The 22,770-nt window shown below is 55.5% G+C and carries 26 protein-coding genes; 8 read left to right on the top strand and 18 right to left on the bottom strand.

Features of this window, described 5'->3' with window-relative positions; genetic code table 11:
• Nucleotides 1-95: 95 nt before the first annotated feature.
• The 6 genes from BWI76_RS09525 to artJ all read left to right on the top strand — a co-directional run bounded on the left by BWI76_RS09525 (nucleotide 96) and on the right by artJ (nucleotide 4,614).
• On the top strand, nucleotides 96-611 hold the full coding sequence (locus tag BWI76_RS09525) for a lipoprotein (RefSeq protein ID WP_004849391.1): 516 nt from the start codon (nucleotides 96-98) through the stop codon (nucleotides 609-611).
• Nucleotides 612-838: 227 nt separating this feature from the next.
• A complete protein-coding gene (gene artP / locus BWI76_RS09520) occupies nucleotides 839-1,567 on the top strand; it encodes an arginine ABC transporter ATP-binding protein ArtP (RefSeq protein ID WP_024360099.1) in 729 nt (242 codons plus the stop codon).
• A gap of 19 nt (nucleotides 1,568-1,586) precedes the next feature.
• Complete coding sequence (gene artI / locus BWI76_RS09515; RefSeq protein WP_004130868.1) at nucleotides 1,587-2,318, top strand: arginine ABC transporter substrate-binding protein ArtI; 732 nt, start codon at nucleotides 1,587-1,589, stop codon at nucleotides 2,316-2,318.
• A gap of 6 nt (nucleotides 2,319-2,324) precedes the next feature.
• A complete protein-coding gene (gene artQ / locus BWI76_RS09510) occupies nucleotides 2,325-3,041 on the top strand; it encodes an arginine ABC transporter permease ArtQ (RefSeq protein WP_049090041.1) in 717 nt (238 codons plus the stop codon).
• Nucleotides 3,041-3,709: an arginine ABC transporter permease ArtM gene (artM, locus tag BWI76_RS09505; RefSeq protein WP_004130864.1), complete on the top strand. Its 669-nt coding sequence runs from the start codon at nucleotides 3,041-3,043 to the stop codon at nucleotides 3,707-3,709. Before artQ ends, artM begins: the two co-directional genes overlap by 1 nt.
• Before the next feature lie 173 nt (nucleotides 3,710-3,882).
• Nucleotides 3,883-4,614 (top strand): arginine ABC transporter substrate-binding protein ArtJ, encoded by a 732-nt coding sequence (gene artJ / locus BWI76_RS09500; protein WP_049090042.1) that lies wholly within the window; start codon nucleotides 3,883-3,885, stop codon nucleotides 4,612-4,614.
• A gap of 217 nt (nucleotides 4,615-4,831) precedes the next feature.
• On the opposite strand, the gene BWI76_RS09495 is transcribed toward artJ, so the two are convergent.
• From BWI76_RS09495 to BWI76_RS09440, 12 genes are all read right to left on the bottom strand, one after another.
• Nucleotides 4,832-6,304 (bottom strand): ATP-binding protein, encoded by a 1,473-nt coding sequence (locus BWI76_RS09495; protein WP_064371662.1) that lies wholly within the window; start codon nucleotides 6,302-6,304, stop codon nucleotides 4,832-4,834.
• Nucleotides 6,301-7,017 (bottom strand): response regulator transcription factor, encoded by a 717-nt coding sequence (locus BWI76_RS09490; protein WP_004134579.1) that lies wholly within the window; start codon nucleotides 7,015-7,017, stop codon nucleotides 6,301-6,303. Before BWI76_RS09490 ends, BWI76_RS09495 begins: the two co-directional genes overlap by 4 nt.
• A gap of 78 nt (nucleotides 7,018-7,095) precedes the next feature.
• Nucleotides 7,096-8,226, bottom strand: a complete 1,131-nt coding sequence (gene rlmC / locus BWI76_RS09485; protein WP_004134585.1) for a 23S rRNA (uracil(747)-C(5))-methyltransferase RlmC — start codon at nucleotides 8,224-8,226, stop codon at nucleotides 7,096-7,098.
• A gap of 42 nt (nucleotides 8,227-8,268) precedes the next feature.
• Nucleotides 8,269-8,757 carry a YbjO family protein gene (locus BWI76_RS09480; RefSeq protein WP_004134587.1) on the bottom strand — a complete coding sequence of 163 codons (489 nt, stop codon included), beginning with the start codon at nucleotides 8,755-8,757 and terminating at the stop codon, nucleotides 8,269-8,271.
• A 57-nt stretch (nucleotides 8,758-8,814) separates the two neighbouring features.
• Nucleotides 8,815-9,660: a putrescine ABC transporter permease PotI gene (gene potI, locus BWI76_RS09475; RefSeq protein WP_004134588.1), complete on the bottom strand. Its 846-nt coding sequence runs from the start codon at nucleotides 9,658-9,660 to the stop codon at nucleotides 8,815-8,817.
• Nucleotides 9,657-10,610, bottom strand: a complete 954-nt coding sequence (gene potH, locus BWI76_RS09470) for a putrescine ABC transporter permease PotH (protein WP_004134590.1) — start codon at nucleotides 10,608-10,610, stop codon at nucleotides 9,657-9,659. Before potH ends, potI begins: the two co-directional genes overlap by 4 nt.
• A gap of 10 nt (nucleotides 10,611-10,620) precedes the next feature.
• The gene (gene potG, locus BWI76_RS09465) at nucleotides 10,621-11,754 is read right to left on the bottom strand and encodes a putrescine ABC transporter ATP-binding subunit PotG (RefSeq protein ID WP_004134592.1); all 1,134 of its coding nucleotides are present in this window, start codon (nucleotides 11,752-11,754) and stop codon (nucleotides 10,621-10,623) included.
• A gap of 102 nt (nucleotides 11,755-11,856) precedes the next feature.
• A complete protein-coding gene (gene potF / locus BWI76_RS09460; protein ID WP_004134594.1) occupies nucleotides 11,857-12,969 on the bottom strand; it encodes a spermidine/putrescine ABC transporter substrate-binding protein PotF in 1,113 nt (370 codons plus the stop codon).
• A gap of 349 nt (nucleotides 12,970-13,318) precedes the next feature.
• Nucleotides 13,319-13,798 (bottom strand): YbjN domain-containing protein, encoded by a 480-nt coding sequence (locus BWI76_RS09455; protein WP_004130838.1) that lies wholly within the window; start codon nucleotides 13,796-13,798, stop codon nucleotides 13,319-13,321.
• Nucleotides 13,799-13,887: 89 nt separating this feature from the next.
• The gene (rimK, locus tag BWI76_RS09450) at nucleotides 13,888-14,790 is read right to left on the bottom strand and encodes a 30S ribosomal protein S6--L-glutamate ligase (RefSeq protein ID WP_004134597.1); all 903 of its coding nucleotides are present in this window, start codon (nucleotides 14,788-14,790) and stop codon (nucleotides 13,888-13,890) included.
• A gap of 103 nt (nucleotides 14,791-14,893) precedes the next feature.
• Complete coding sequence (gene nfsA, locus BWI76_RS09445; RefSeq protein ID WP_004134599.1) at nucleotides 14,894-15,616, bottom strand: nitroreductase NfsA; 723 nt, start codon at nucleotides 15,614-15,616, stop codon at nucleotides 14,894-14,896.
• On the bottom strand, nucleotides 15,600-15,890 hold the full coding sequence (locus tag BWI76_RS09440) for a YbjC family protein (RefSeq protein WP_004134601.1): 291 nt from the start codon (nucleotides 15,888-15,890) through the stop codon (nucleotides 15,600-15,602). Before BWI76_RS09440 ends, nfsA begins: the two co-directional genes overlap by 17 nt.
• 204 nt (nucleotides 15,891-16,094) lie before the next feature.
• Here BWI76_RS09440 and BWI76_RS09435 point away from each other — a divergent pair, with 204 nt between their 5' ends.
• Nucleotides 16,095-16,358, top strand: coding sequence for a GrxA family glutaredoxin (locus BWI76_RS09435; protein WP_004100567.1), 264 nt, complete (start codon nucleotides 16,095-16,097; stop codon nucleotides 16,356-16,358).
• 6 nt (nucleotides 16,359-16,364) lie between these two features.
• On the opposite strand, the gene ybjM is transcribed toward BWI76_RS09435, so the two are convergent.
• Entirely contained in the window at nucleotides 16,365-16,748 is a 384-nt protein-coding gene (gene ybjM, locus BWI76_RS09430; RefSeq protein WP_004134606.1) for an inner membrane protein YbjM, read from the bottom strand.
• A 267-nt stretch (nucleotides 16,749-17,015) separates the two neighbouring features.
• Between ybjM and BWI76_RS09425 the strand changes: the two genes are divergently transcribed.
• Nucleotides 17,016-18,701 carry an aspartate:alanine antiporter gene (locus tag BWI76_RS09425; RefSeq protein WP_004134610.1) on the top strand — a complete coding sequence of 562 codons (1,686 nt, stop codon included), beginning with the start codon at nucleotides 17,016-17,018 and terminating at the stop codon, nucleotides 18,699-18,701.
• Nucleotides 18,702-19,167: 466 nt separating this feature from the next.
• Here the strand turns inward: BWI76_RS09425 and BWI76_RS09415 are convergent.
• The 5 genes from BWI76_RS09415 to BWI76_RS09395 all read right to left on the bottom strand — a co-directional run bounded on the left by BWI76_RS09415 (nucleotide 19,168) and on the right by BWI76_RS09395 (nucleotide 22,766).
• Nucleotides 19,168-20,279, bottom strand: a protein-coding gene (locus BWI76_RS09415; protein WP_142981865.1) for an IS3 family transposase whose coding sequence is annotated in 2 segments (ribosomal slippage) — nucleotides 19,168-20,018 and nucleotides 20,018-20,279 — 1,113 coding nt in all. Because the reading frame shifts where the segments join, the coding sequence is not laid out codon by codon here.
• A gap of 74 nt (nucleotides 20,280-20,353) precedes the next feature.
• On the bottom strand, nucleotides 20,354-20,950 hold the full coding sequence (locus BWI76_RS09410; RefSeq protein ID WP_077265775.1) for a reverse transcriptase domain-containing protein: 597 nt from the start codon (nucleotides 20,948-20,950) through the stop codon (nucleotides 20,354-20,356).
• A complete protein-coding gene (locus BWI76_RS09405; protein ID WP_004134615.1) occupies nucleotides 20,913-21,092 on the bottom strand; it encodes a hypothetical protein in 180 nt (59 codons plus the stop codon). The genes BWI76_RS09410 and BWI76_RS09405 overlap by 38 nt, the downstream gene beginning before the upstream one ends.
• A gap of 305 nt (nucleotides 21,093-21,397) precedes the next feature.
• Nucleotides 21,398-21,613 (bottom strand): ogr/Delta-like zinc finger family protein, encoded by a 216-nt coding sequence (locus tag BWI76_RS09400; protein WP_004134616.1) that lies wholly within the window; start codon nucleotides 21,611-21,613, stop codon nucleotides 21,398-21,400.
• Nucleotides 21,614-21,689: 76 nt separating this feature from the next.
• A complete protein-coding gene (locus BWI76_RS09395; protein ID WP_406565775.1) occupies nucleotides 21,690-22,766 on the bottom strand; it encodes a phage late control D family protein in 1,077 nt (358 codons plus the stop codon).
• Nucleotides 22,767-22,770 lie beyond the last annotated feature (4 nt).

Raw genomic sequence — 22,770 nt, 5'->3', positions numbered from 1 at the left:
TCAATGCGTTAGCTCTAAGGGTCAAGCACAATCCCTATCTGATACACTATGCTTGAACAGATATTCTAACGTAGTGAGCTCATAAGGAAATCATCATGCGCTACAAAGTTCTTGCATTAGTCCTCCCCTGCGCGCTGGCGCTCAGCGCCTGTACAACCGTCACGCCTGCCTACAAAGATAACGGCACCCGCAGCGGCCCCTGCATCGAAGGCGGCCCGGATGACGTGGCGCAGAAGTTTTATGACTATCAGGTGCAGCACCGCAACAGCGATTTAACGGCGCTGCGTCCGTACCTGAGCGACGGTCTGGCAAAACTGCTGAACGACGCGCGTCAGGACCCGTCTAACAACGCCCTGCTGCAGTCAAACCTGTTCTCCAGCAGCACAACGCCAGCCGACAGCGCCGATGTCGCCAGCGCCTCGACCATTCCTAATCGCGACGCGCGCAATATTCCGCTGCGCGTGGAGCTGAAACAGGGCACCCAAAGCTGGAAGGACGAAGTACTGATGATTCAGGAAGGCCAGTGCTGGGCCGTGGATGACGTGCGTTATCTCGGCAACAACGCCCATGCGCCGGCGGGCACCCTGCGTCAGAGTCTCGAAAAACGCTAATCCGGGCGCCAGGCCGCTCAGGCCGAATGAAATAACCCCGGTAAAATGTCGGCATTTCCGCTGGTAATGCCGACATTGACTTCTCCCGCCTTCACGAAGCCATATTTTGTGCTAACTTTAAATGTAAACATGGTTTACATTTAACTTTTAACGCATAAATATTGCATAACTATTCTGCCAAAGGTACTATTTGCGGCCTCAATTGCTATTTGTATCAGACTGCCCAGATGAGCATTAAATTAAACGGCATTAATTGCTTCTACGGCGCGCACCAGGCGCTGTTCGACATCACGCTGGATTGCCCGCAGGGGGAAACGCTGGTGCTGCTCGGCCCAAGCGGTGCCGGTAAAAGCTCGCTGCTGCGCGTCCTCAATCTGCTGGAGATGCCGCGTTCCGGTACGTTGCATATCGCCGGAAACCATTTCGACTTTACCAAAGCGCCTTCTGACAAAGCCATTCGCGAGCTGCGCCAGAACGTGGGTATGGTTTTCCAACAGTATAATCTGTGGCCGCATCTGACCGTGCAGCAAAATCTGATTGAAGCCCCCTGCCGCGTACTCGGTTTAAGCAAAGATCGGGCGTTAGACCGCGCGGAAAAGCTGCTCGAACGTCTGCGCCTGAAACCCTATAGCGATCGCTACCCGCTGCATCTTTCCGGCGGCCAGCAGCAGCGCGTGGCCATTGCCCGCGCCCTAATGATGGAACCGCAGGTTCTGCTCTTTGATGAACCCACGGCGGCGCTCGATCCAGAAATCACCGCCCAGATCGTCAGTATTATCCGCGAACTGGCTGAAACCGGCATTACGCAGGTTATCGTCACCCACGAAGTGGAAGTGGCGCGCAAAACAGCCAGCCGCGTGGTCTATATGGAAAATGGCCATATCGTTGAACAAGGTGATGCCGGCTGCTTCGCGCATCCGCAGACCGACGCGTTTAAAAACTATCTTTCACATTGATGTTTTCGGGGAAATGACGATGAAAAAAGTACTGATTGCCGCTCTTCTTGCGGGCATGAGCCTCTCCGCTACCGCAGCCCAGACCATTCGTTTCGCCACCGAGGCCTCCTACCCTCCATTTGAATCGATCGATGCCAACAACAAAATTGTCGGCTTTGACGTCGATCTGGCGAACGCCCTGTGTAAAGAGATTGATGCGACCTGCACCTTTACCAACCAGGCCTTCGATAGCCTGATCCCCAGCCTGAAGTTCCGTCGTTTCGACGCGGTCATGGCCGGGATGGACATCACTCCTGAGCGTGAAAAGCAGGTGCTGTTCACCACCCCGTACTATGAGAATTCCGCGCTGTTCGTCGGCCAGCAGGGTAAATTCACCAGCATTGATGCCCTGAAAGGCAAAAAAGTCGGCGTGCAGAACGGCACCACTCACCAGAAATTCATCACCGACAAACACCCGGAAATCACTACCGTTCCTTACGACAGCTACCAGAATGCGAAGCTGGACCTGCAGAACGGCCGTATTGATGCGGTATTCGGCGATACCGCCGTAGTGACCGAATGGCTGAAGAGCAATCCGAAGCTGGCCGCGGTGGGCGACAAGGTTACCGATAAAGACTACTTCGGCACCGGTCTCGGCATCGCGCTACGTCAGGGCAATACCGAACTGCAGCAGAAATTTAACGCTGCGCTGGAAAAAGTAAAAAGCGATGGGACTTACCAGTCTATCTATAACAAATGGTTCCAGAAGTAACGCTGAATGAACGAATTTTTTCCATTAGCAAGCGCCGCCGGGATGACCGTCGGCCTTGCCGTTTGCGCCCTGATCATCGGCCTGGTGCTGGCGATGCTGTTTGCCGTCCTCGAGTCGGTGAAGCTGCGTCCGATCGCCTGGCTCGCAACCGGCATTGTCACCCTTTTACGCGGACTACCGGAAATTCTGGTGGTTCTGTTTATCTATTTTGGTTCCTCACAGCTGCTGCTGACCCTTTCTGACGGCTTTACGATCAATCTCGGCTTTGTGCAGATCCCGGTACAGATGCAGATTGAAAACTTCGACGTCAGCCCGTTCCTCTGCGGAGCTATCGCGCTTTCTCTGCTGTATGCCGCTTACGCATCGCAGACCTTGCGCGGAGCGCTAAAGGCCGTTCCGCAAGGGCAATGGGAATCCGGCCAGGCGCTAGGACTATCGAAAGCCGCTATTTTCTTTCGCTTAGTGATGCCGCAAATGTGGCGTCACGCGCTGCCGGGTCTCGGTAACCAGTGGCTGGTGCTGCTGAAGGATACCGCGCTGGTGAGCCTGATCAGCGTCAACGACCTGATGCTGCAAACCAAAAGCATCGCCACTCGTACCCAGGAGCCGTTTAACTGGTACATCATCGCGGCGGCAATCTATCTGGTCATCACCCTGTTGAGTCAGTACATCCTGAAACGTATTGACCAGCGTGCGACGCGCTTCGAACGGAGACCGGGCTGATGCTTGATTACTTACCTGAACTGCTAAAAGGGCTGCATACCAGCCTGACGCTGACGGCGGCCTCTATCGTCGTGGCGCTGATTCTGTCGCTGATCTTTACCATTATCCTGACGCTAAAAACGCCGGTGCTGGTGTGGATCGTGCGCGGCTATATCACGCTGTTTACCGGCACGCCGCTGCTGGTGCAGATCTTCCTGATTTACTACGGCCCGGGACAGTTCCCGTCGCTGCAGGAGTATCCGGTACTCTGGCATCTGATTTCCGAGCCCTGGCTCTGCGCGCTGATCGCCCTTTCTCTTAATAGCGCCGCCTATACCACGCAGCTGTTTCATGGCGCCATTCGCGCCATCCCGGACGGCCAGTGGCAATCCTGCGGCGCGCTGGGGATGAGCAAGAAAGATACCCTGGCGATCCTGCTGCCGTACGCCTTTAAACGCGCCCTCTCCTCCTACTCCAACGAAGTGGTGCTGGTGTTCAAGAGTACGTCTCTGGCCTACACCATTACCCTGATGGAAGTGATGGGTCACAGCCAGCTGCTCTATGGCCGCACCTATGACGTGATGGTGTTCGGCGCCGCCGGTATTGTCTACCTGGTGGTCAACGGCCTGCTGACGCTGCTGATGCGCCTGATTGAACATAAAGCGCTGGCGTTTGAGCGACGGAATTAAAATCGCATAACTAGCCAGACCAAGACGGATAACCTCACTGAATTATCCGTCTTTTTTTAACCTAATAAAAATAACTATCCATCTTTATTGAATATAAATTCATTTGGTGGCATTGTTAGACCCAGCCGCAAACACGGCACAACATCATAAGATTGACCGACGGGAGTTCCACAATGAAAAAGTTAGTTCTGGCCGCACTGCTTAGCTCTTTCGCCTTTGGCGCCGCTGCCGCAGAAAAAATCAGCTTTGGCGTTTCTGCAACTTACCCACCGTTTGAATCCATGGACGCCAATAACCAAATCGCCGGTTTCGACATCGACCTGGCGAACGCGCTGTGCAAACAGATGCAGGCCGAGTGTACTTTTACCAACCATGCTTTCGACAGCCTGATCCCGGCGCTCAAATTCAAGAAATATGATGCGGTCATTTCCGGCATGGATATTACCCCGGGGCGCAGCAAGCAGGTGGCGTTCACCGACCCGTACTACGCTAACTCCGCGCTGGTTATCTCGAAGAAAGATGCCTTCCACTCTTTTGACGATCTGAAAGGCAAACGCATCGGGATGGAAAACGGCACCACGCACCAGAAATACCTGCAGGATAAACATCCTGAGGTGAAAACCGTGGCTTACGATAGCTACCAGAATGCGTTTATCGACCTGAAAAATGGCCGTATTGACGGGGTGTTTGGCGATACCGCCGTGGTCAACGAGTGGCTGAAAACCAACCCGCAGCTGGGCGCGGCGACGCCGAAAGTGACCGACGCGCAGTACTTCGGCACCGGCCTCGGCATTGCGGTACGCCCGGATAACAAAGCGCTGCTGGAAAAACTGAACGCGGCGCTGAAGGCGATTAAAGCTGACGGTACCTACGATAAAATCAGCAAGCAGTGGTTCCCGGAGTAAGCATTTCCCGGAGGCGGCGCTTGACGCGCCTGTCCGGGCTACCGGCCCGCAGACAGCCGTGGCCCCGTAGCCCGGGCAAGCGCAGCGCGGCCCGGGAAACAGCCGCAACAAAGCCTCAATCCCGGCGCAGTCCCCGGGTTGCGGCGTAAACGCCTTACCCGGGCGACCGATTAGCAGACGGCGGTAAACCGGTAGCCCGATCGGCTAATCCGCAACCTTACACCGGCAGGGTAAACTGGAAACAGGCCCCTGCCGGCGCGTCAAGCAGGCGAATATCGCCGCCGTGCAGCTGCAGCATCCGTCGCACAATCATCAACCCCAGTCCCCCTCGTGATGCGCTTTGCGCGCCAGGCGCCAGCACCGAAGGCCGCTCGAACAGCGTTGCCCGCAGCTCGCTGCCAATGCCCGGCCCGCTGTCGGCCACCTCGACGATAAACTCCGGTCCCGAGCGACGCGCCGCCAGACGGATAAGCCCGCCTTCCGGGGTATGACGAATGGCGTTATCGAGCAGATTAGTCAGCACCCGCTCAATCATCGAGAGATCCGCGGTTATCGGCGGTAACCCAGTGGCCAGCTCCAGCCGTAGACCGATATTGCGCGTCGCGATTGGCAGGTCGAATTTTTGCGCCACATCCTGTACCAGCTCGGCCAACACAAATGTTTCCGGCTGCGGCTTAATCCCGCCGTGCTCCAGGCGAGCCAGCTCAAACAGCTGCTGAGACAGATGGCGGACTTTGTTGCCCTGGCGCAGGGCGATATTCAGATACTGCTTGTTCTCCTCCATCGTCAGGCGATCGGCCTTCAGGCTTAACGTTTCCAGATATCCCAGCAAAGAGGTAAGCGGCGTGCGTAAATCGTGGGAGATGTTGGCGACAAATTCCCGCCGCTGACGATCGCTATCGGCCAGACGGTCCCACTGGCTGGCAATCTGGCGAGCCAACTCAATAAAGCGATTGTGCAGCACGGCCACTTCATTTCCGGGGTTTGCCTCCGGGGTTTGCGCCGCCAGCGCCTTGATCGCATGAATACTGTCCTGGCTGTCGGTTGCCACCAGCGCGGTGAGCTGACGCACCGGGCGCGTTACCCAGAACCAGGCCAGCCAGCCCGCCAGCCCGCCGAGACCGGCCACCAGCAGCAGAGTCCACAGCAGCAGGCTCCACAAGGTTTTCTGCCAGGCGCTCGCCGCCAGCTCATTAAAGGTTTCGCCTTGCAGGATAATGTAGAGATAGCCGCGCAGCTGGCCGTCCTGGCGCAGCGGCGCCACGCTAAACACCTTTTGCTTATCAAGGCTGCGCGGATCGTCGCCGTACACCGGCCAGGCGCCGCCGGACAGGAACGTTTGCACCGGCGCCAGATCGATGCGCTGGCGCTTAATATGCCCCGGCGGCGCGGCGTCGGCCAGCAGCTCGCCGTCGGGCGAAAGCAGATACAGCTCCACGCTGGGATTAAAGGTCATCAGCCGGTCAAAAAGCGGTTTCAGCATCTGGCGGTCAACCTGCCCCTGAGCGTCCAGCAGCGGCTCGCGGGCGGCGATCTGCTGCGCCAGCCCGGCGGAGAGACGCTGGACCATTACATTACCGTACTGCGCGCTGCTGTACAGCTGGATCAGGCAAACGGCTATGGAGCAGAGCAGCAGCAGTGAGGTAAACACCAGCGCCAGGCGCTGGCTGAGGCTGAGACGGCGGATCATGGCTGCGCCTCTTTGCGCTCCACGGCAAACTTATAGCCTTTTCCCCAGACGGTCAGAATGATGTCCGGCTCCGCCGGGTCGCGCTCAATTTTGGTGCGCAGGCGGTTGATATGAGTATTGACCGTATGCTCATAGCCGTCGTGCTGATAGCCCCACACCCGATCGAGCAGCTCAAGGCGGGAAAAGACCTCCCCCGGATGGCGGGCAAAGTAGTAGAGCAGGTCGAACTCGCGCGGCGTCAGATCCACCGTCTCGCCGCGCAGCTTAACGTCGCGCGATAAGGGGTCAATGCTTAAACCATGGCTGGCAATACGCCCGGCATCCATCAGCAGATTTTGCCCCATCGCCTCCTGACGACGGAACACCGCCTTAACCCGGGCGGTCAGTTCGAGAATCGAAAACGGTTTGGCCAGGTAATCATCCGCTCCCATCTCCAGCCCCTGCACCCGTTGGGTTTCGCTGGCGCGGGCGCTGATAATAATCACCGGCAGATAGCGGGTTTGCTGACGAATGCGGCGACAAATTTCCAGACCGTCGACGCCCGGCAGCATCAGGTCGAGGATCACCGCATCCCAAAGCTCTTTTTCCAGCAGACTCAGGGCCTGCGCCCCGTCCGCCACGTGGACAATCTGATAACCCTCATCCAGCAGATTCAGGCGCAGCAGCGCGGCGATATCTTCATCATCTTCAACCAACAGGATTTTTTTTGCCACCGGCAGCACTCCGCTATTCTTACGTTCTGATTAGCCAAGCTTACCCGATCTTCACCGCCTGAAGAGTTCACATTTTGTTTATACTTCGCGAACCAGCAGGGTCAGCACCTCATAATGGGCGGTGTGGGGGAACATATCGAACAGCTGGACGCGCTCAATACGATAACCGCTCAGGCGAGCGATATCTTTCGCCATCGTTCGGGCGTTGCAGCTGGAATAGATAATAAACTCCGGCGCCATACGGCTTAAATACGCGCATAGCTCGTCGCCGATGCCGCGACGCGGCGGATTCACCAGCACCAGATCCGGGATCTCGCCTTCGCCGGTGGCAAACTGCGTGGAATCAAGCGCCTGGAAATGCAGGTTATGCAGGCCGAGCTCTGCCGCCGACTGCTTCGCGCAGGCGATGGCTTCCGGGGCGATTTCGATCCCGGTCAGGCGCATCTCAGGCGAAGCGCAGTGCAGACCAAAGCCGCCGACGCCGCAGAACAGATCCCACATATGGTTGACCGGCAACTGGCGCACCCAGTCGCGAGCGGTGGCATACAGCCGGCTGGCGACCGTCGGGTTAGTCTGAAAGAAGCTCTGCGGGCGGATCCACAGCGGTACGCCGTTGAAATTTTCCGCCAGCGCCTGCTGGTCGGTAAGGAAAATTTCCTGCGGCCCCTCCATGATAGCCATATGCACCGGCTGAATATTGGCGGTAATGACTTTCAACTGCGGCAGCAACGCCTGCAGCGCCGGCAGCGCGGCGCGCAGCTGGGTAAGCCTGGTCTCCGAGCGCAGGACAAAGCGCAGCATCATACCGCCGTCGAGCCGGCTTTCGGTCAGCAGAATGTACTTCAGCTCTCCGCGCCTGCGGGCGACATGATAGGGCGTGAGCCCGGCGCGGGCGATAAACGGCTTAAGCGCAGCGAAAACCGGCGCGAAGCTTTGCGGATAAAGCGGGCAATCGGTCAGGTCTTCCGGAGCGCCATCACGGTGCAGCATCCCGAGCAGCGGGCGCTCAACGCTACCGCTGACCACCATTTTGGCTTTGTTGCGAAACCCACTCTCCGGGCCGCAAGCCGGTGCGCACCACTCAGCGACGGGCGCATCGGCCAAAAGCGCGCGCAGATCGGCCATTTTATCGGCGAGCTGTTGGGATATCGGCAGTTCCAGCCACTGGCAGGAGCGGCAGCGACCCGCGTCATAAAGTGCGCAATGCATAACAAGACCTTCATAAAAACAGGGGCGGGGATTGTATCACCGTTACTGTAAACGGAAAAAGCGTCGGCACGGGGCCGGCACAAACAGCATCGCCAGCACCAGCAGATCCGGTAGTTTTTGCAGCACCAGGGAGCGAAAGATTTCGCGCTTCGATTCCCCGGCAATGCTAAACAGCTCGGGGTAACCGTAGCCCAATGACGCGGCCCACAGGTAGCCAATCACGATAATCTGCGTCAACAAGAATAGCCAACGCGCCCAGTTGCGCCCTTTTACCAGCGAAAAAGCGCACCAGATTTCAATAAACACCAGCACCAGGCTTGAGAGGAACACCAGGGTGAGCGCCCACGTCTGCACGCTGCGATGGACAAAATCCACCATTCCCTGAACGCCAAGCTGGTTGAGGATCATCAGCAAATCCAGACCGCGGATTAAAATAATGGCGAAGGCCGCCACCTGCACCAGCGCAGGAACGTTAAGACGTGCATGAGAAGAACGCGTATTAGTAAACAATCCCAACGTAAAGTCTTCCATGAAAACGGCGCCTCAAGTGCGGCGCCGATGTTAACTCTATTGCAGATTTTAGGTGGTTCAGCCGGTTCTTGCACGCTGGATATCGCGTACCCGCTGCTTTTCCGCGCGGGCCATCAAATACCAGGCGATAAAACCAACAATTCCAACCACGCCGAGGATTAACGTCGCCAGGGCGTTAATCTCCGGGTTGACCCCCATGCGCACGCTGGAGAAGACCAGCATCGGTAGCGTTGTCGCCCCCGGTCCGGAAACAAAGCTGGCTATGACAAGGTCGTCGAGCGACAGCGTAAAGGCCAGCAGCCAACCGGAGACCACCGCCGGCATAATCATCGGCAGCGTAATGACGAAAAAGACCTTCAGCGGCGCGGCCCCCAGATCCATCGCCGCCTCTTCAATGGAGTGGTCAAGCTCACGCAGGCGCGATGAAATAACCACCGCGACGTACGCGGTACAGAAGGTGACGTGCGCCAGCCAGATGGTCAGCATGCCGCGATCCGACGGCCAGCCAATGGAATGCCCCAGCGCCACAAACAGCAGCAGCAGCGACAGGCCGGTAATCACATCGGGCATCACCAGCGGCGCGGTGATCATAAAAGCAAAGCCGTTTGAACTGCGGAAGCGGCCAAAACGCACCATTACCACCGCGGCAATGGTACCGAGGATCACCGCCGCCGTCGCGGCGCAGGCGGCAATGGTCAGACTTAAGCCTACCGCGCTCATCATCGCATCGTCATGAAACAGCTCGCGATACCAGCGCGTCGACCACCCGGCCCATACCGTCACCAGCTTTGAGCTGTTGAACGAGTAAATCACCAGCATCAGCATCGGCGCATACAAGAAGGTAAAGCCGAGCAGCAGAATTAAAATTCGCCACGGCGAACGGACTACCGGCAAATTATTCATCCGTGTTCCCCCACCTGTTTTTGCTGATGCTTGTGGAACCACATGATCGGCACGATCAGCAGCAACAGCATCACGATCGCCACCGCCGACGCGACCGGCCAGTCGCGGTTATTGAAGAACTCCTGCCACAGCACGCGGCCAATCATAATGCTGTCCGGGCCGCCCAGCAGTTCCGGGATAACGAACTCCCCGACCGCCGGAATAAACACCAGCATCGACCCGGCAATAATCCCACCTTTGGTGAGCGGAACGATCACCTGGAAGAAAGTCTTCAGCGGTCGGGCGCCCAGATCCAGCGACGCCTCCACCAGCGAGTAATCAATACGCGTGAGAGCGGTATAGATCGGCAGCACCATAAACGGCAGATAGGCGTAAACAATACCGATATAGACCGCCAGGTTGGTGTGCAGGATCTCCAGCGGCTGGTCGATGATCCCCAGCCACAGCAGGAAGTTATTGAGCACGCCGTTGCTTTTCAGCAGCCCCATCCAGGCGTAGACGCGGATCAGAAACGAGGTCCATGACGGCAGGATCACCAGCAGCAGCAGGATATTTCGCGTCGATGGCTTACTGTGCGCTACCGCCCACGCCAGCGGATACCCCAACAGCAGGCAGCAGAACGTCGAGATCGCCGCCACCTGAAGCGACTGCAGATAGGCTTCAAAATAGAGCGGATCGTCGGTGAGCTGCAGGAAATTCCCGAGATTCAGCGTTAACGTGAGCTGACCGTCGGCCCACTCCAGCAGGTCGGTGTACGGCGGGATCGCCCGCGCCATCTCCGCCAGGCTGATTTTAAAAACAATCAGGAACGGCAGCAGGAACAGCAGGATCAGCCACACGTAGGGCAGCGCAATAACCAACTTGCGCCCGTGGGCCATCTGCAGTCGCGCCAGCCATAGCGCAAAACCGCCCGGTTTTTTTACGCCTGACGGGGGTTCTAATGTACTCATCGCCCTCTCCTTACACCGTCAACACGACGCAGCTATCGGCATCCCAGCACAAACGCACCTCATCACCCCAGGTTGGCGCCCCCTTACGGTAACGATGTTCGTTCTGCAGCTGAGCGCTCAGCATCTGCCCGCTTTTCAGGCGCACATGGTAGATAGACAGGTCGCCGAGATAGGCTATATAGATAACCTCGCCCACCGCGAAGTTATAGCCATCCGCGGGCGGGTCCTCGCAGAGCATGATTTTTTCCGGGCGCAGGGCCACCCACACCGGAACGTTATCGACGACGGAGGCATCGGGATCGACCTTCAGCGGATGGGTCAGGCCCGGAGAGTCCAGCACCAGGCCATCTTCCTGACGCTCTTTCACCAGCCCTTCAAAGACATTGACCGAGCCAATAAACTCCGCGCTGTAGCGGGTGGTCGGGTGTTCGTAAATTTCCTCCGGCTCGCCGATTTGCACGAACTTGCCGCGGTTCATAATGGCGATACGCCCCGCCATGGTCATCGCCTCTTCCTGATCGTGGGTCACCATCACGCAGGTGACGCCGACGCGCTCAAGAATATCGACGACTTCGAGCTGCATCCGATCGCGCAGCTTTTTATCCAGCGCCCCCATCGGCTCATCAAGCAGCAGCAGTTTCGGTCTTTTCGCCAGACTGCGGGCCAGGGCCACGCGCTGACGCTGGCCGCCGGAGAGCTGATGCGGTTTACGCTTTGCAAACTCCTGCATATGCACCAGCGCCAGCATCTCCTGCACCCGGCTGGTGATTTCGGCCTTGGGCAATTTGTCCTGCTTGAGGCCAAAGGCGATATTCTGCTCCACCGTCATATGGGGAAACAGCGCGTAGGACTGGAACATCATATTAATCGGCCGCTGATACGGCGGCACCCGCGCCAGATCGACACCATCCAGGACAATCTGTCCGGCGGTAGGCTGTTCAAAACCCGCCAGCATACGCAGCAGGGTTGACTTGCCGCAGCCGGAAGCGCCCAGCAGTGCGAAAATTTCGCCTTTATAAATAGTGAGGTTGACGTCGTCGACGGCGTGCTGACCGTCGAACGACTTGGTTAAATTACGGATTTCCAGCAGCGGGGTCAGCGCTTTGGGGGTTTTCGCCTGCGGGCGAGGAATCACATCATTCACGGGGTGTTCTCCGGCAGAAATCAAATCATGGTGCAGGCGCACCATCGCGGTGCGCCTGTTGCCGGCAGCGCGAGGCATCGCCGGCCTACAACTCACGGAGAATTACTTACCGCTTTTCACCTTCGTCCAGGCGCGAGTACGCACGCGGTCGATTTTCGGATCCTGTACTTTTAGCGTGAACAGCTTGGCGAAGACGTCAGCCGGCGGATAAATGGCCGGGTTATTGCGGATCTCTTCGCTGACCAGCGGGAGAGAGGCTTTATTGCCGTTAGCGTAATAGACATGATCGCTGATGTGGGCGATAACATCCGGGCGCATCAGGTAGTTGAGGAACTGATAAGCCTCATCTTTGTTTTTCGCATCTGCAGGCATCGCGAAGACGTCAAAGAACGCCAGCGCCCCCTCTTTCGGAATAAAGTAGGAGACATTAACGCCGTTCTTCGCTTCTTTCGCCCGGTTCGCCGCCTGCCATACGTCGCCCGCCCAGCCGATAGCGACGCAGATATCGCCATTCGCCAGGTCATTGATGTACTGCGAGGAGTGGAAATAACGAATATTCGGCCGCAGCTTCAGCAGCAGGTCGGTCGCCGGGCCGGTGTAATCGTCGGCTTTACTGCTGTTAGGATCTTTGCCGAGGTAGTTCAGCACGGTGGCGAAAATCTCTTCCGGGGCATCAAGGAAGGAGACGCCGCAGCTTTTCAGTTTCTCCAGGTTCTCCGGCTTCATCACCAGATCCCAGCTGTCCAGCGGCGCGTCTTTACCCAGTACGGCTTTCACTTTATCGATGTTATAGCCAATACCGGTGGTCGCCCACAGGTACGGGATCGCGTATTTATTGTCCGGGTCGTGCTTCGCCACCAGCTTCAGCACTTCCGGATCGAGATTTTTCCAGTTGGGAAGTTTGCTCTTATCCAGCGGCTGGAAAACCCCTGCCGCCAGCTGGCGCTCAAGGAAACTCGCCGACGGCACCACCAGGTCAAAACCGGTGCTGCCCGCCATGAGCTTACCCTCCAGCACTTCGTTGGAGTCAAAGACGTCATACACCACTTTAATGCCGGTCTCTTTTTCAAAATTCGCCACCGTATCCGGCGCAATATAATCAGACCAGTTATAAACATGCAGGGTTTTTTGTTCGGCTGCGAGCGAACCGGCAGAGACGGCCATCAGCGCACCCGTAACCAGACCTGTTAACCATTTTTTACCAAAGGCGGTCATATCTCTTATTCCTTCTCAATGCCCGTTAACAAGCGGGCTGAATATACGCACTTGTTCGCATGCAATAATCATGCATATTTTTTCATTGCCTAAGAAAAGGAGAGAGGACCTCTCCCGGAATGGTTGCCCGCAACTGGAAGCAGCGTCAGAATAACTGTAGCCAGAATAAGAGGCTATAGCCCAGGTAAAAAAAACGGCTTTTATCAATTTTTTATGCAATAAGGGTCTATGTGATAAGCCGAAAGCGGCAGAATGGCGGTGAAAAATTCTTTACAGGAAGGTTAATAGCAGAATAAAAGCACGTAATACGCAGCCGCCATGGCAGTGGCTGCGCTATTTTTCGACAGGCTTAGTGAAGAAAATGGTACTGAATATTCTCAGCCGCCGGCTCTTCTTCCTCGGACTTATACAGCACCTGATTGGCGCTGGCCTCAAGGATAACCATAGAAATCTGTTCTTCGCTCTGGCGGAAAAACCACGCGAACTGGTCGAGGGTCACGCCGACGCCGACGGTCAATGCCTGACACACCACCAGTTTCGGCAGATTATCGTCCTGAATATCGAGGAAAGCTTTGACCGTCAACGAACTGGCGTTAATCGCAGAAAGATCGGCGGAAAGCGGCAACAGTGCGGAGGGTTTGACCTCAGCCAGCGCGGAGAAAAGCACCACGTTATCCACCAGGTCAAGTTTGGCATCAAAAATGCCTTCGAAATTTTGCATATGCGGCAGGTGCAGTGCCTGGCAGGAATCACACTCAAAAAAGCTGATGCCCAATTCGTCGAGCCATTGACGTAATGTATCAAGACCCGGAACGACCAGTGAATCCATATGACCTGTGACCTCTTACTGTGAAAAATGCGACGCCATAGCTTACGCAAAAAAAGCGGCGTATTCCATGACGGTGTCGTGAAAGGGAACTATCCGCCCATTTTCAGACAAAATCCGGGCGTGGCTTGTCGTTCGATCCAGGCGATCATTTTGCCGGCGATATCGACGCCGGTGGTGGTTTCAATCCCTTCAAGCCCCGGAGAAGCATTAACCTCCATCACCAGAGGACCGCGCGTGGCGCGCAGAATATCAACGCCAGCGACGTCCAGCCCGAGCGTCTGCGCGGCCTTAATGGCCATTTCACGCTCCTGCTCGCTGATAAACGCCACCGACGCTACGCCGCCGCGATGCAGGTTAGAGCGAAAATCCCCCTCCTTCGCCCGCCGCTCAATCGCCGCCACGACCTCATTGCCCACGACCAGGCAGCGCACGTCCCGGCCTTTCGCCTCGGCGATATACTCCTGCACCAGAATATGCGCATTCAGACCGCGAAAAGCGTCAATGACGCTCTCTGCCGCCTGCCGCGTTTCGGCCAGCACGACGCCGATGCCCTGAGTGCCCTCCACCAGCTTTACCACCAGCGGCGCGCCGCCAACCATCGCGATCAGGTCGCTGGTATCGTCTGGCGAATGGGCAATGCCGGTGAGCGGCAGGTCGATTCCCTGACGCGCCAGCAGCTGGAGCGAACGCAGCTTGTCGCGGGCGCGGGTGATGGCGACGGACTCATTGAGCGGATAGCTGCCCAGCAGCTCAAACTGACGCAGCGCCGCGGTGCCGTAGTAGGTAATCGCCGTGCCGATGCGCGGAATGACGGCGTCAAAATGCGGGAGCTGGCGGCCTTTGTAGTGAATGGATGAGGCCACCGGACTGACGTTCATATAGCAGGAAAGCGGATCGAGGATTTCCACCTGATGACCGCGTTTTTGCGCGGCTTCGCGCAGGCGTCGACATGAATAAAGCGTTCCATCCCGGGATAATATGGCAATTTTCACCCTGCACCTCTGCGAAAAGACCCGCTCCGGCGGGCCTTTGGTAGTCAATGAGCGCTGACCTGCGGAATTTCCTTACGTCAGACCAGGGGCAGTTTACACGCAATCAGCGCGTAGCCCATCCCTGCTTATGCAGATATTCCAGAATAAATGGACGGCTCTCTTTGACGATAGTCCGGCGGATATGGTCGCTCCAGGTATCGCGACGCGTGTTGCTGCCGCGTGAGAGATAATACTGCGCCAACTGCTCGTCATATTCCGCAAGGACCGTCTCATCCAGCGGCTGATAGTGATTTTCATGCACCAGCATCGCCGACGGCATGCGCGGTTTCACTTCCGGGTTATCGTCAGGCCAGCCAAGGCACAGGCCAAACAGCGGCAGCACGTGCTGCGGGAGCTTCAGCAGCTCGGTCACCGCATCGATATTGTTGCGCAGGCCGCCGATATAGACGCCGCCCAGGCCAAGGGATTCCGCCGCCACCAGCGCATTCTGCGCCAGAAGAGCGGTATCGACGCAGCCCAGCAGCAGCTGTTCGGCGAGGCCCAGCTGAGCGTCCGGGCAGATTTGCAGATTGCGGTTAAAATCAGCGCAGAATACCCAAAACTCCGCGGCCTGCGCCACGTGCTGCTGACCGCCGCTCAGCGGGACCAGCTGTTGACGTATTTCCGGGTCGGTAACGCGAATAATTGAGGAACATTGTAAAAAACTGGAGCTTGAAGCGCCCTGCGCGCTGGCAATAATCGCGGCGCGCTGTTCGTCGCTTATCGGCGCGTCGGTAAAATGGCGAATAGAACGGTGGCTACGCAGCAGCTCAATGGTCGGCGTCATCTCGTTTTTCTCTGTCAGGCAGTGAGGAAGGTGGGGTTTTCGTGTGCGTCAACTGCGGGGCAATGACTTGCGCCACGCGCCACATTAACGCCACGGCGGCCGGGAGCATCAGCAGGATCCCCGCGAAGATCATCAGCAGCGCCGCCGTCGGGCTGGAAAACGGCGCGGGCAGGCTGACGTACTGGTTGAGCGAGAGCCAGGCCAGGGTCAACAGCACCATGCCGATAATCTCGACTACCAGAATACTTGTGGGTAATGCAGCGGGCGATCGCATAACGCTCCTCCGGTCCAAATCATGCACGCTCCCGGGCAAAAACCGGTCGCGTATCAGGCCAGTATAGCGGTTTCATCAGCAGAATATTTAACAAACATAGCCTTAAGCCATCAAAGCAAAAGGCAGAACCTTCTTTCCCTCGCCGACATAACGCGGCATGATACCCGCCATTCGCCATCCGGCTGAGGTTTAAGGAGAGAGACTATGTTTACGGTAATTTTTGGTCGTCCAGGCTGCCCCTATTGCGTTCGCGCCAAAGAGCTGGCGGAAAAGCTGAGCAATGAGCGCGATGATTTTAACTATCGCTACATTGATATTCACGCAGAAGGCATCAGCAAAGCCGATCTGGAAAAAACCGTGGGTAAACCGGTAGAAACCGTGCCGCAGATTTTTGTCGATCAGAAGCACATTGGCGGCTGCACTGACTTTGAAGCCTGGGCGAAAGAGAATCTCGGCCTGTTCGCCTGAGACGGCTCACTCCTCTGACGAGGGCTTGCGTCTGGTATCAAGCCAGGCGCAAATAAACAAAAAGCACAGCGCGCCCAGCGCGCACCAGAACACCGCGCTAAACAACCACGCCAGTTCCTGCCAGAAAGAACGCTGGGTCACAAAGAAAAGCCGCATGACCACCAGACACACTGGCGCAGCCAGCATCGCGCCGATAAGCGGGCGAATAACCCGCTGTCCGGGAGAGAGGCAGCTTGCCGCCGCACCGGGTAGCAAAAAGAATAGCAGCCCGAGCTCAGGGTTACCGGTAGCCCGAAAGGCGCCTTTCATATGTAACAGTAGTGACAAACAAACCACAATAAATAGAAAGAACCCACAGATAATACCGGCCCAGGTACGCTCAGATTTCACGACATCCTCCTGATTTTGCCTCTAACCAACTTCCACTTCGCCCAGTCAGATAAAGATTCTGGCAATCCATGCCAATAAAAGATCCCGTCAATGTAAAAACGATTGTTACTAGCCGCAGCCTCCAGGAAGGATTAAACTGTCGACTATATTTTGCTGGTTATAACGGGATGCCAGAATAGCGTTCGGGACAACGCGAACACTGGACCAACCTTAGACCAAATAACCATTTCCTTCAACAACTTACTAGTAAATGAGAAGTTGGCTTTCGTGAATATAAACGTCGCAGATTTGTTAAACGGGAATTACATCCTGTTATTGTTCGTTGTACTAGCATTAGGACTCTGCCTCGGGAAACTGCGTCTCGGGTCGGTACAACTTGGTAATTCCATTGGCGTTTTAGTCGTTTCCCTATTATTAGGGCAGCAGCATTTCAGTATTAACACTGACGCCCTCAATCTCGGCTTTATGCTGTTTATTTTCTGCGTCGGCGTGGAGGCGGGACCCAACTTTTTTTCTATTTTTTTTCGCGATGGGAAAAATTACCTGATGCTCGCTCTGGTGATGGTCGGCAGCGCGATGCTGATCGCCATGGGGCTGGGTAAGCTATTCGGCTGGGATATCGGCCTGACGGCCGGGATGCTCGCCGGCGCTATGACCTCCACCCCCGTGCTGGTGGGCGCCGGAGATACGCTACGCCACTTCGGCCTGCCCAGCGACCAGTTAGCCCTTTCGCTCGATCATCTGAGCCTCGGCTATGCCCTGACCTATCTGGTTGGCCTGGTCAGCCTGATCGTCGGCGCCCGCTATATGCCGAAGCTGCAGCATCAGGATTTACAGACCAGCGCCCAGCAGATCGCCCGCGAGCGCGGCCTCGACACCGATTCCCGGCGTAAGGTGTACCTGCCGGTGATCCGCGCCTACCGCGTCGGCCCGGAGCTGGTGGCGTGGGCTGATGGTAAAAACCTGCGCGAGCTGGGCATTTACCGCCAGACCGGCTGCTACATTGAGCGCATCCGCCGCAACGGCATTCTCGCGAACCCGGACGGCGATGCGGTGCTGCAGATGGGCGATGATATCGCCCTGGTGGGTTACCCGGATGCCCATGCCCGCCTCGACCCAAGCTTCCGTAACGGCAAAGAGGTCTTCGACCGCGATCTGCTCGATATGCGTATCGTCACCGAAGAGATCGTGGTCAAAAACCACAACGCCGTCGGCCGCCGCCTGGCGCAGCTGAAGCTTACCGATCACGGCTGCTTCTTAAACCGCGTTATCCGCAGCCAGATCGAAATGCCGATCGACGACAACGTTGTGCTCAACAAGGGCGATGTGCTGCAGGTTAGCGGCGATGCGCGTCGCGTCAAAACCGTCGCGGATCGTATTGGCTTTATCTCCATCCACAGCCAGGTGACCGACCTGCTCGCCTTCTGCGCCTTCTTTATTGTTGGCCTGATGATCGGCATGATCACCTTCCAGTTCAGCTCGTTCAGCTTCGGCATCGGTAACGCCGCCGGTCTGCTGTTTGCCGGCATCATGCTCGGCTTCCTGCGCGCCAACCATCCGACGTTCGGCTATATCCCGCAGGGGGCGCTGAATATGGTGAAAGAGTTCGGCCTGATGGTATTTATGGCCGGCGTGGGGCTCAGCGCCGGCGCCGGCATTAATAACGGCCTCGGCGCCGTCGGCGGTCAGATGCTGGCGGCGGGCCTCATCGTCAGCCTGGTGCCGGTGGTTATCTGCTTCCTGTTCGGCGCGTACGTCCTGCGCATGAACCGCGCGATGCTCTTCGGCGCCATGATGGGCGCCCGCACCTGCGCGCCGGCGATGGAGATCATCAGCGATACCGCGCGCAGCAATATTCCGGCGCTGGGATACGCGGGGACCTACGCCATCGCTAACGTGTTGTTAACCCTGGCAGGTACGCTGATTGTTATCATCTGGCCGGGGCTACAGTAAACTTTTCAGAAAAAAAACGCGTATACGCAGAACTTTTTTAGCTGGCGTCAGTCATAAGTAGTGCCACTGCTTTTCTTTGATGTCCCCATTTTGTGGAGCCCATCAACCCCGCCACTTAGGTTCAAGGTTGATGGGTTTTTTGTTGCCTGAATTTTACCACCCATAAAATCAATCACTTACATCAGCACTTTTCCATGCATGGCGGCAAAGAGGCGACAGCGATTTCAGTTCTGCTCTTGACCTTCCTGATCGAGAGCAAAACTGTTACAACTTCAACAGTTTCGCTTGTGCAGGATTTACAGTTTCGACGTAGTTTTTGACACCTATTTTATGTGGCTCATAATCACTAGCGTAGAAATCAATGATGAAGTCACTCATTTTCTGTGGGGAAACTTTCATCGTTCCTCTACCCAAACTCAAGTTGAACACGTTAATAAGTACTGATGGTTCTGTAAGCACCCCTGCTTCAGTTCCATGCACTTTTTGAGAGTTCCGGTTTTTCAGCCATCAGCCGGTACTCTTCCGGTGTCAGGTTATTCAGGGATTCATGAGGCCGCTCGTTGTTATATTCCATCAGCCAGCGCTCGGTAATTTCCCGTGCTTCATTCAGTGTTCTGAACAGGTAAAAATCCAGGATTTCTGTCCGGTATGTTCGGTTGAACCGTTCGATAAAAGCATTTTGTGTCGGCTTACCCGGCTTGATAAATTCGAGCTGTACGCCATGTTCTTCGGCCCATTGTGCCAGCGCCAGCGAGACCAGCTCTGGCCCGTTGTCCATCCGCATTTTCAGCGGGTAGCCGCGGTTTGCCACGATCCTGTCCAGCACCCGGATGACTCGCTGAGCCGGGATATTCAGGTCGATTTCTATCGCCAGTGCTTCACGGTTAAAATCATCCACCACATTAAAGGTTCGGAAGCGTCTGCCGCAGACCAGCGCGTCGTGCATAAAATCGATGGACCAGCTCTGGTTTAACGCTTGCGGTGTCGCCAGTGGTGCGGGATTACGCACAGGCAGCCGCTGTTTTCCCTTGCGGCGAAAATTCAGTTTCAGCAGGCAGTAAATCCGGTGAACACGTTTATGGTTCCAGGTATTACCCTGCCTGCGCAGCAGCTGGAACAGTTTCTTAAAACCGTAGCGCGGATAGCGTTCTGCCAGCTCAGTCAGCGCGTGGATCACAGGTTCATCACGCCGGGTATCGGGCTGATAAAAATACACCGTCCTGCTCAGCGATAACGTCCTGCAGGCCTGGCGTAAACTCATGGCAAATTGCACCGTCAGATAGCTGACGAGTTCACGCTTTATCGCTGGTTTTAAAGCTTTTTTTCGATGACGTCTTTAAGTGCCCGGCACTCAAGGCTGAGATCAGCAAACATCTGTTTTAAACGTCGATTCTCATCCTCAAGATCTTTGATTTTTTTAATATCGGCCGCTTCCATCCCACCATATTTCGCCTTCCAGTTGTAATAGCTGGCTTCCGAAATAGCGGCCTCACGGCACACATCCTTGACGGTACGTCCGGCTTCGACGGACTTCAGAACGGCGATGATCTGGTGTTCAGTGAATCGGATCTTACGCATAGCGATCTCCTCAGGGGACATTATCAGTATGTCGGAAGATCTCTAAAAGTGAATGGTTCGTTTTGCCGGGATACTTACAGTTCCTGAGTTTTAACAAGATTGGGTTGATAGCCCGATTTATCCATTGCAACTAAAATTTCGTCGTAAGCAGTTTGCAGCTGAACCAAATCATTTGAAGATATGATCACATCATCCATGTACACACTAAGCTTCACATTGGGATGTTTGTTCAAGCGCCGCAATAGACTACCTAAATAACTCCTATCCAAACAAAGGGTAGCAAGCATAGGTGATTGGACAAAACCAAAAGGAAGAACGTGCTTATGGGGGCTATGAGACAGGTTTCTCACAGTTGAAAATTTTGAAATTTCTCTCGACTGAGAATAGGTAAAGTAGGCTTTTAAATCACGGGTAACTCGGCTACGGCTAGTAGACTGAAAAAAATTTTTAATATCAACAACAGCAAGAAAATCACTTTTAAGATGTAATCTGGCTGCTTTAAGATGGCCGCCGGTTCTTAAATGATAAAAATAGAGTGGTGGAATCCACTTGTTCCTGATTGCTTGAAGTATCCGTTCCCCAAGTTCACTTGCCTCAGCACTTGGGACATAGACCCAAACCCCTGGTCTTATCTCAAATTTGTGATCCCATCTTTGAACTTCTATTTCCATGATTTAAAGAGTCGTAGTTGAAGGCCATGTTAAGAACGCTGTAAACCGTACCGACTAACACTACAAATGCAGTTGCGCATTTGAGCATAGCGGTAACAAGTTCCACACGCGCCTTAACTAAGCCAAGTTCGTTGATATCCATAACTTGTTACTCCGTAGAATCCTGACGTCTCTTAGCGCAAGCGCATGGCCTAACTAAATAATAAAACTTCGACAATTTGTAAGCCCAGTAAGCCCAGCAAATCGGCGTCCGGGATGCACAGCACATCGGCATACGGCACGCTAGTCGCAAAGCGACAAACTCCACTTCTACGGATGGGGGACATTTCCCCGCTAACGTCAGGCCGCTATAACTTAACTCTAATCCCCTAAAATGAATAGTTTTTTATAATTCCAGAGGCCAAATCAGCAGAATAGTTTTTTAATTATCTTCATGACCACTTTTTATCAAAAAAAGGATGTCTGCCCAGATTCTGAGGGATGAGGTGGCGCGGAGCTGATTTTCTGCGGGCGGCACACCGAACGAACAAATGTTTCATGCGTAACGAAGGTATGCCCACATTCAAGGTTAGTGCACTGGTTGTATCGCTCCTTCGTCTCATTGGAAACTTGAAAGCTACTGCGAGTATGCGCAGCCTGCCCGCACATTGGACAATTCATCATTTCATTCAGCCCTCACTCTAAATAAGTTCGCAATAATGATACATTCATGTTCTCAATTTGGAACCAACTATTCAATTTAGAACTCATCAATTTTCACCTCAAGGTCTAGGCTAGTCGTAAATCCGCTATCCGGGTTGACAGTGTGTGTTAACGTGGTGATGGTCCAGCTGGCATCATCAATGGGCTGTTTAAAGCCGGTGACCTTCACGGGCATTTCTGTATAGAGATCCGCGCGGCCTTCTGCCAGCTGCAGGGAAAATGACGCCACACCGCGCTGCAGCCGCTCCCAGTTCATTTTTGCTGCACGCTCCGCATTACTGCGGTTCGCATAGGTCCGGTTCAGAACCAGCACGTTCTCATCCGTCCCGATCAGGTAATCCCCCTGCTTTGCTTCTGGCTCTTTTGGTTTTGTCGTCTTCCGGCGGCGCTTCACTTTGGTGGTTTCTTTTTTCTCCGGTTCGCGCGTATGCAGCCAGTGAGCAATCACCCCGGTATACGCACCCCTGTCCGCCAGGCTGAAGCGGTGACTGTCACCGTCCCGGCGGGTAATAGTGATGACCGGCAGCGCTTTACCGCTGGCTGTTTTCCCCTGCCCCTGCCGGATAAACAGCAGGTTACTGTCCTTCACCGATGCTATCGCGCCGTACTGCCGCGCCAGCTTCATCAAAAAGCTGGCGTCGCTTTCGTTGGTCTGGTCCAGGTGATCCAGCGCCTGCTCCGCGACATCTTTACCGATGGCAACCTTCAGGCTGTGCCGCGCGGCAATCTCCTTCACCACCTCGCCCACCGTCGTTTTATGCCACGACTTTTCACGTCGTACATTCAGCGTTTCCCTGAAGTCTGCGCTACGGGCACGGATTGTCAGTCGGTCCGGGCTGCCGCTATGCTCGATCTCATCAACGGTAAACTTCCCTTTTGAAAACAGCGGCTCGCCTTTCCATCCCAGCGCCAGAGAAATCACCGCGCCACGACGCGGCATAATCACAAGGCCGTCGGCGTCGTCCAGCTCCAGATCGAGCTGGTCGGCTTCAAATCCGCGGTTGTCGGTCAACGTCATACCCAGCAGGCGCTTATCCAGCGTCTGCGTTGCATCCTTGCCTTCTATCACGATGCGAAAGGCCGGGGTCTTGCTGAGGTTGAGTAAATCAGTCATCTCG

This window comes from Klebsiella sp. M5al, assembly GCF_002090195.1.
Classification (GTDB): Bacteria; Pseudomonadota; Gammaproteobacteria; order Enterobacterales; family Enterobacteriaceae; genus Klebsiella; species Klebsiella grimontii.
Note: the sequence above shows the minus strand (reverse complement) of the source record. Positions and strands in the feature narration are given on the sequence as shown.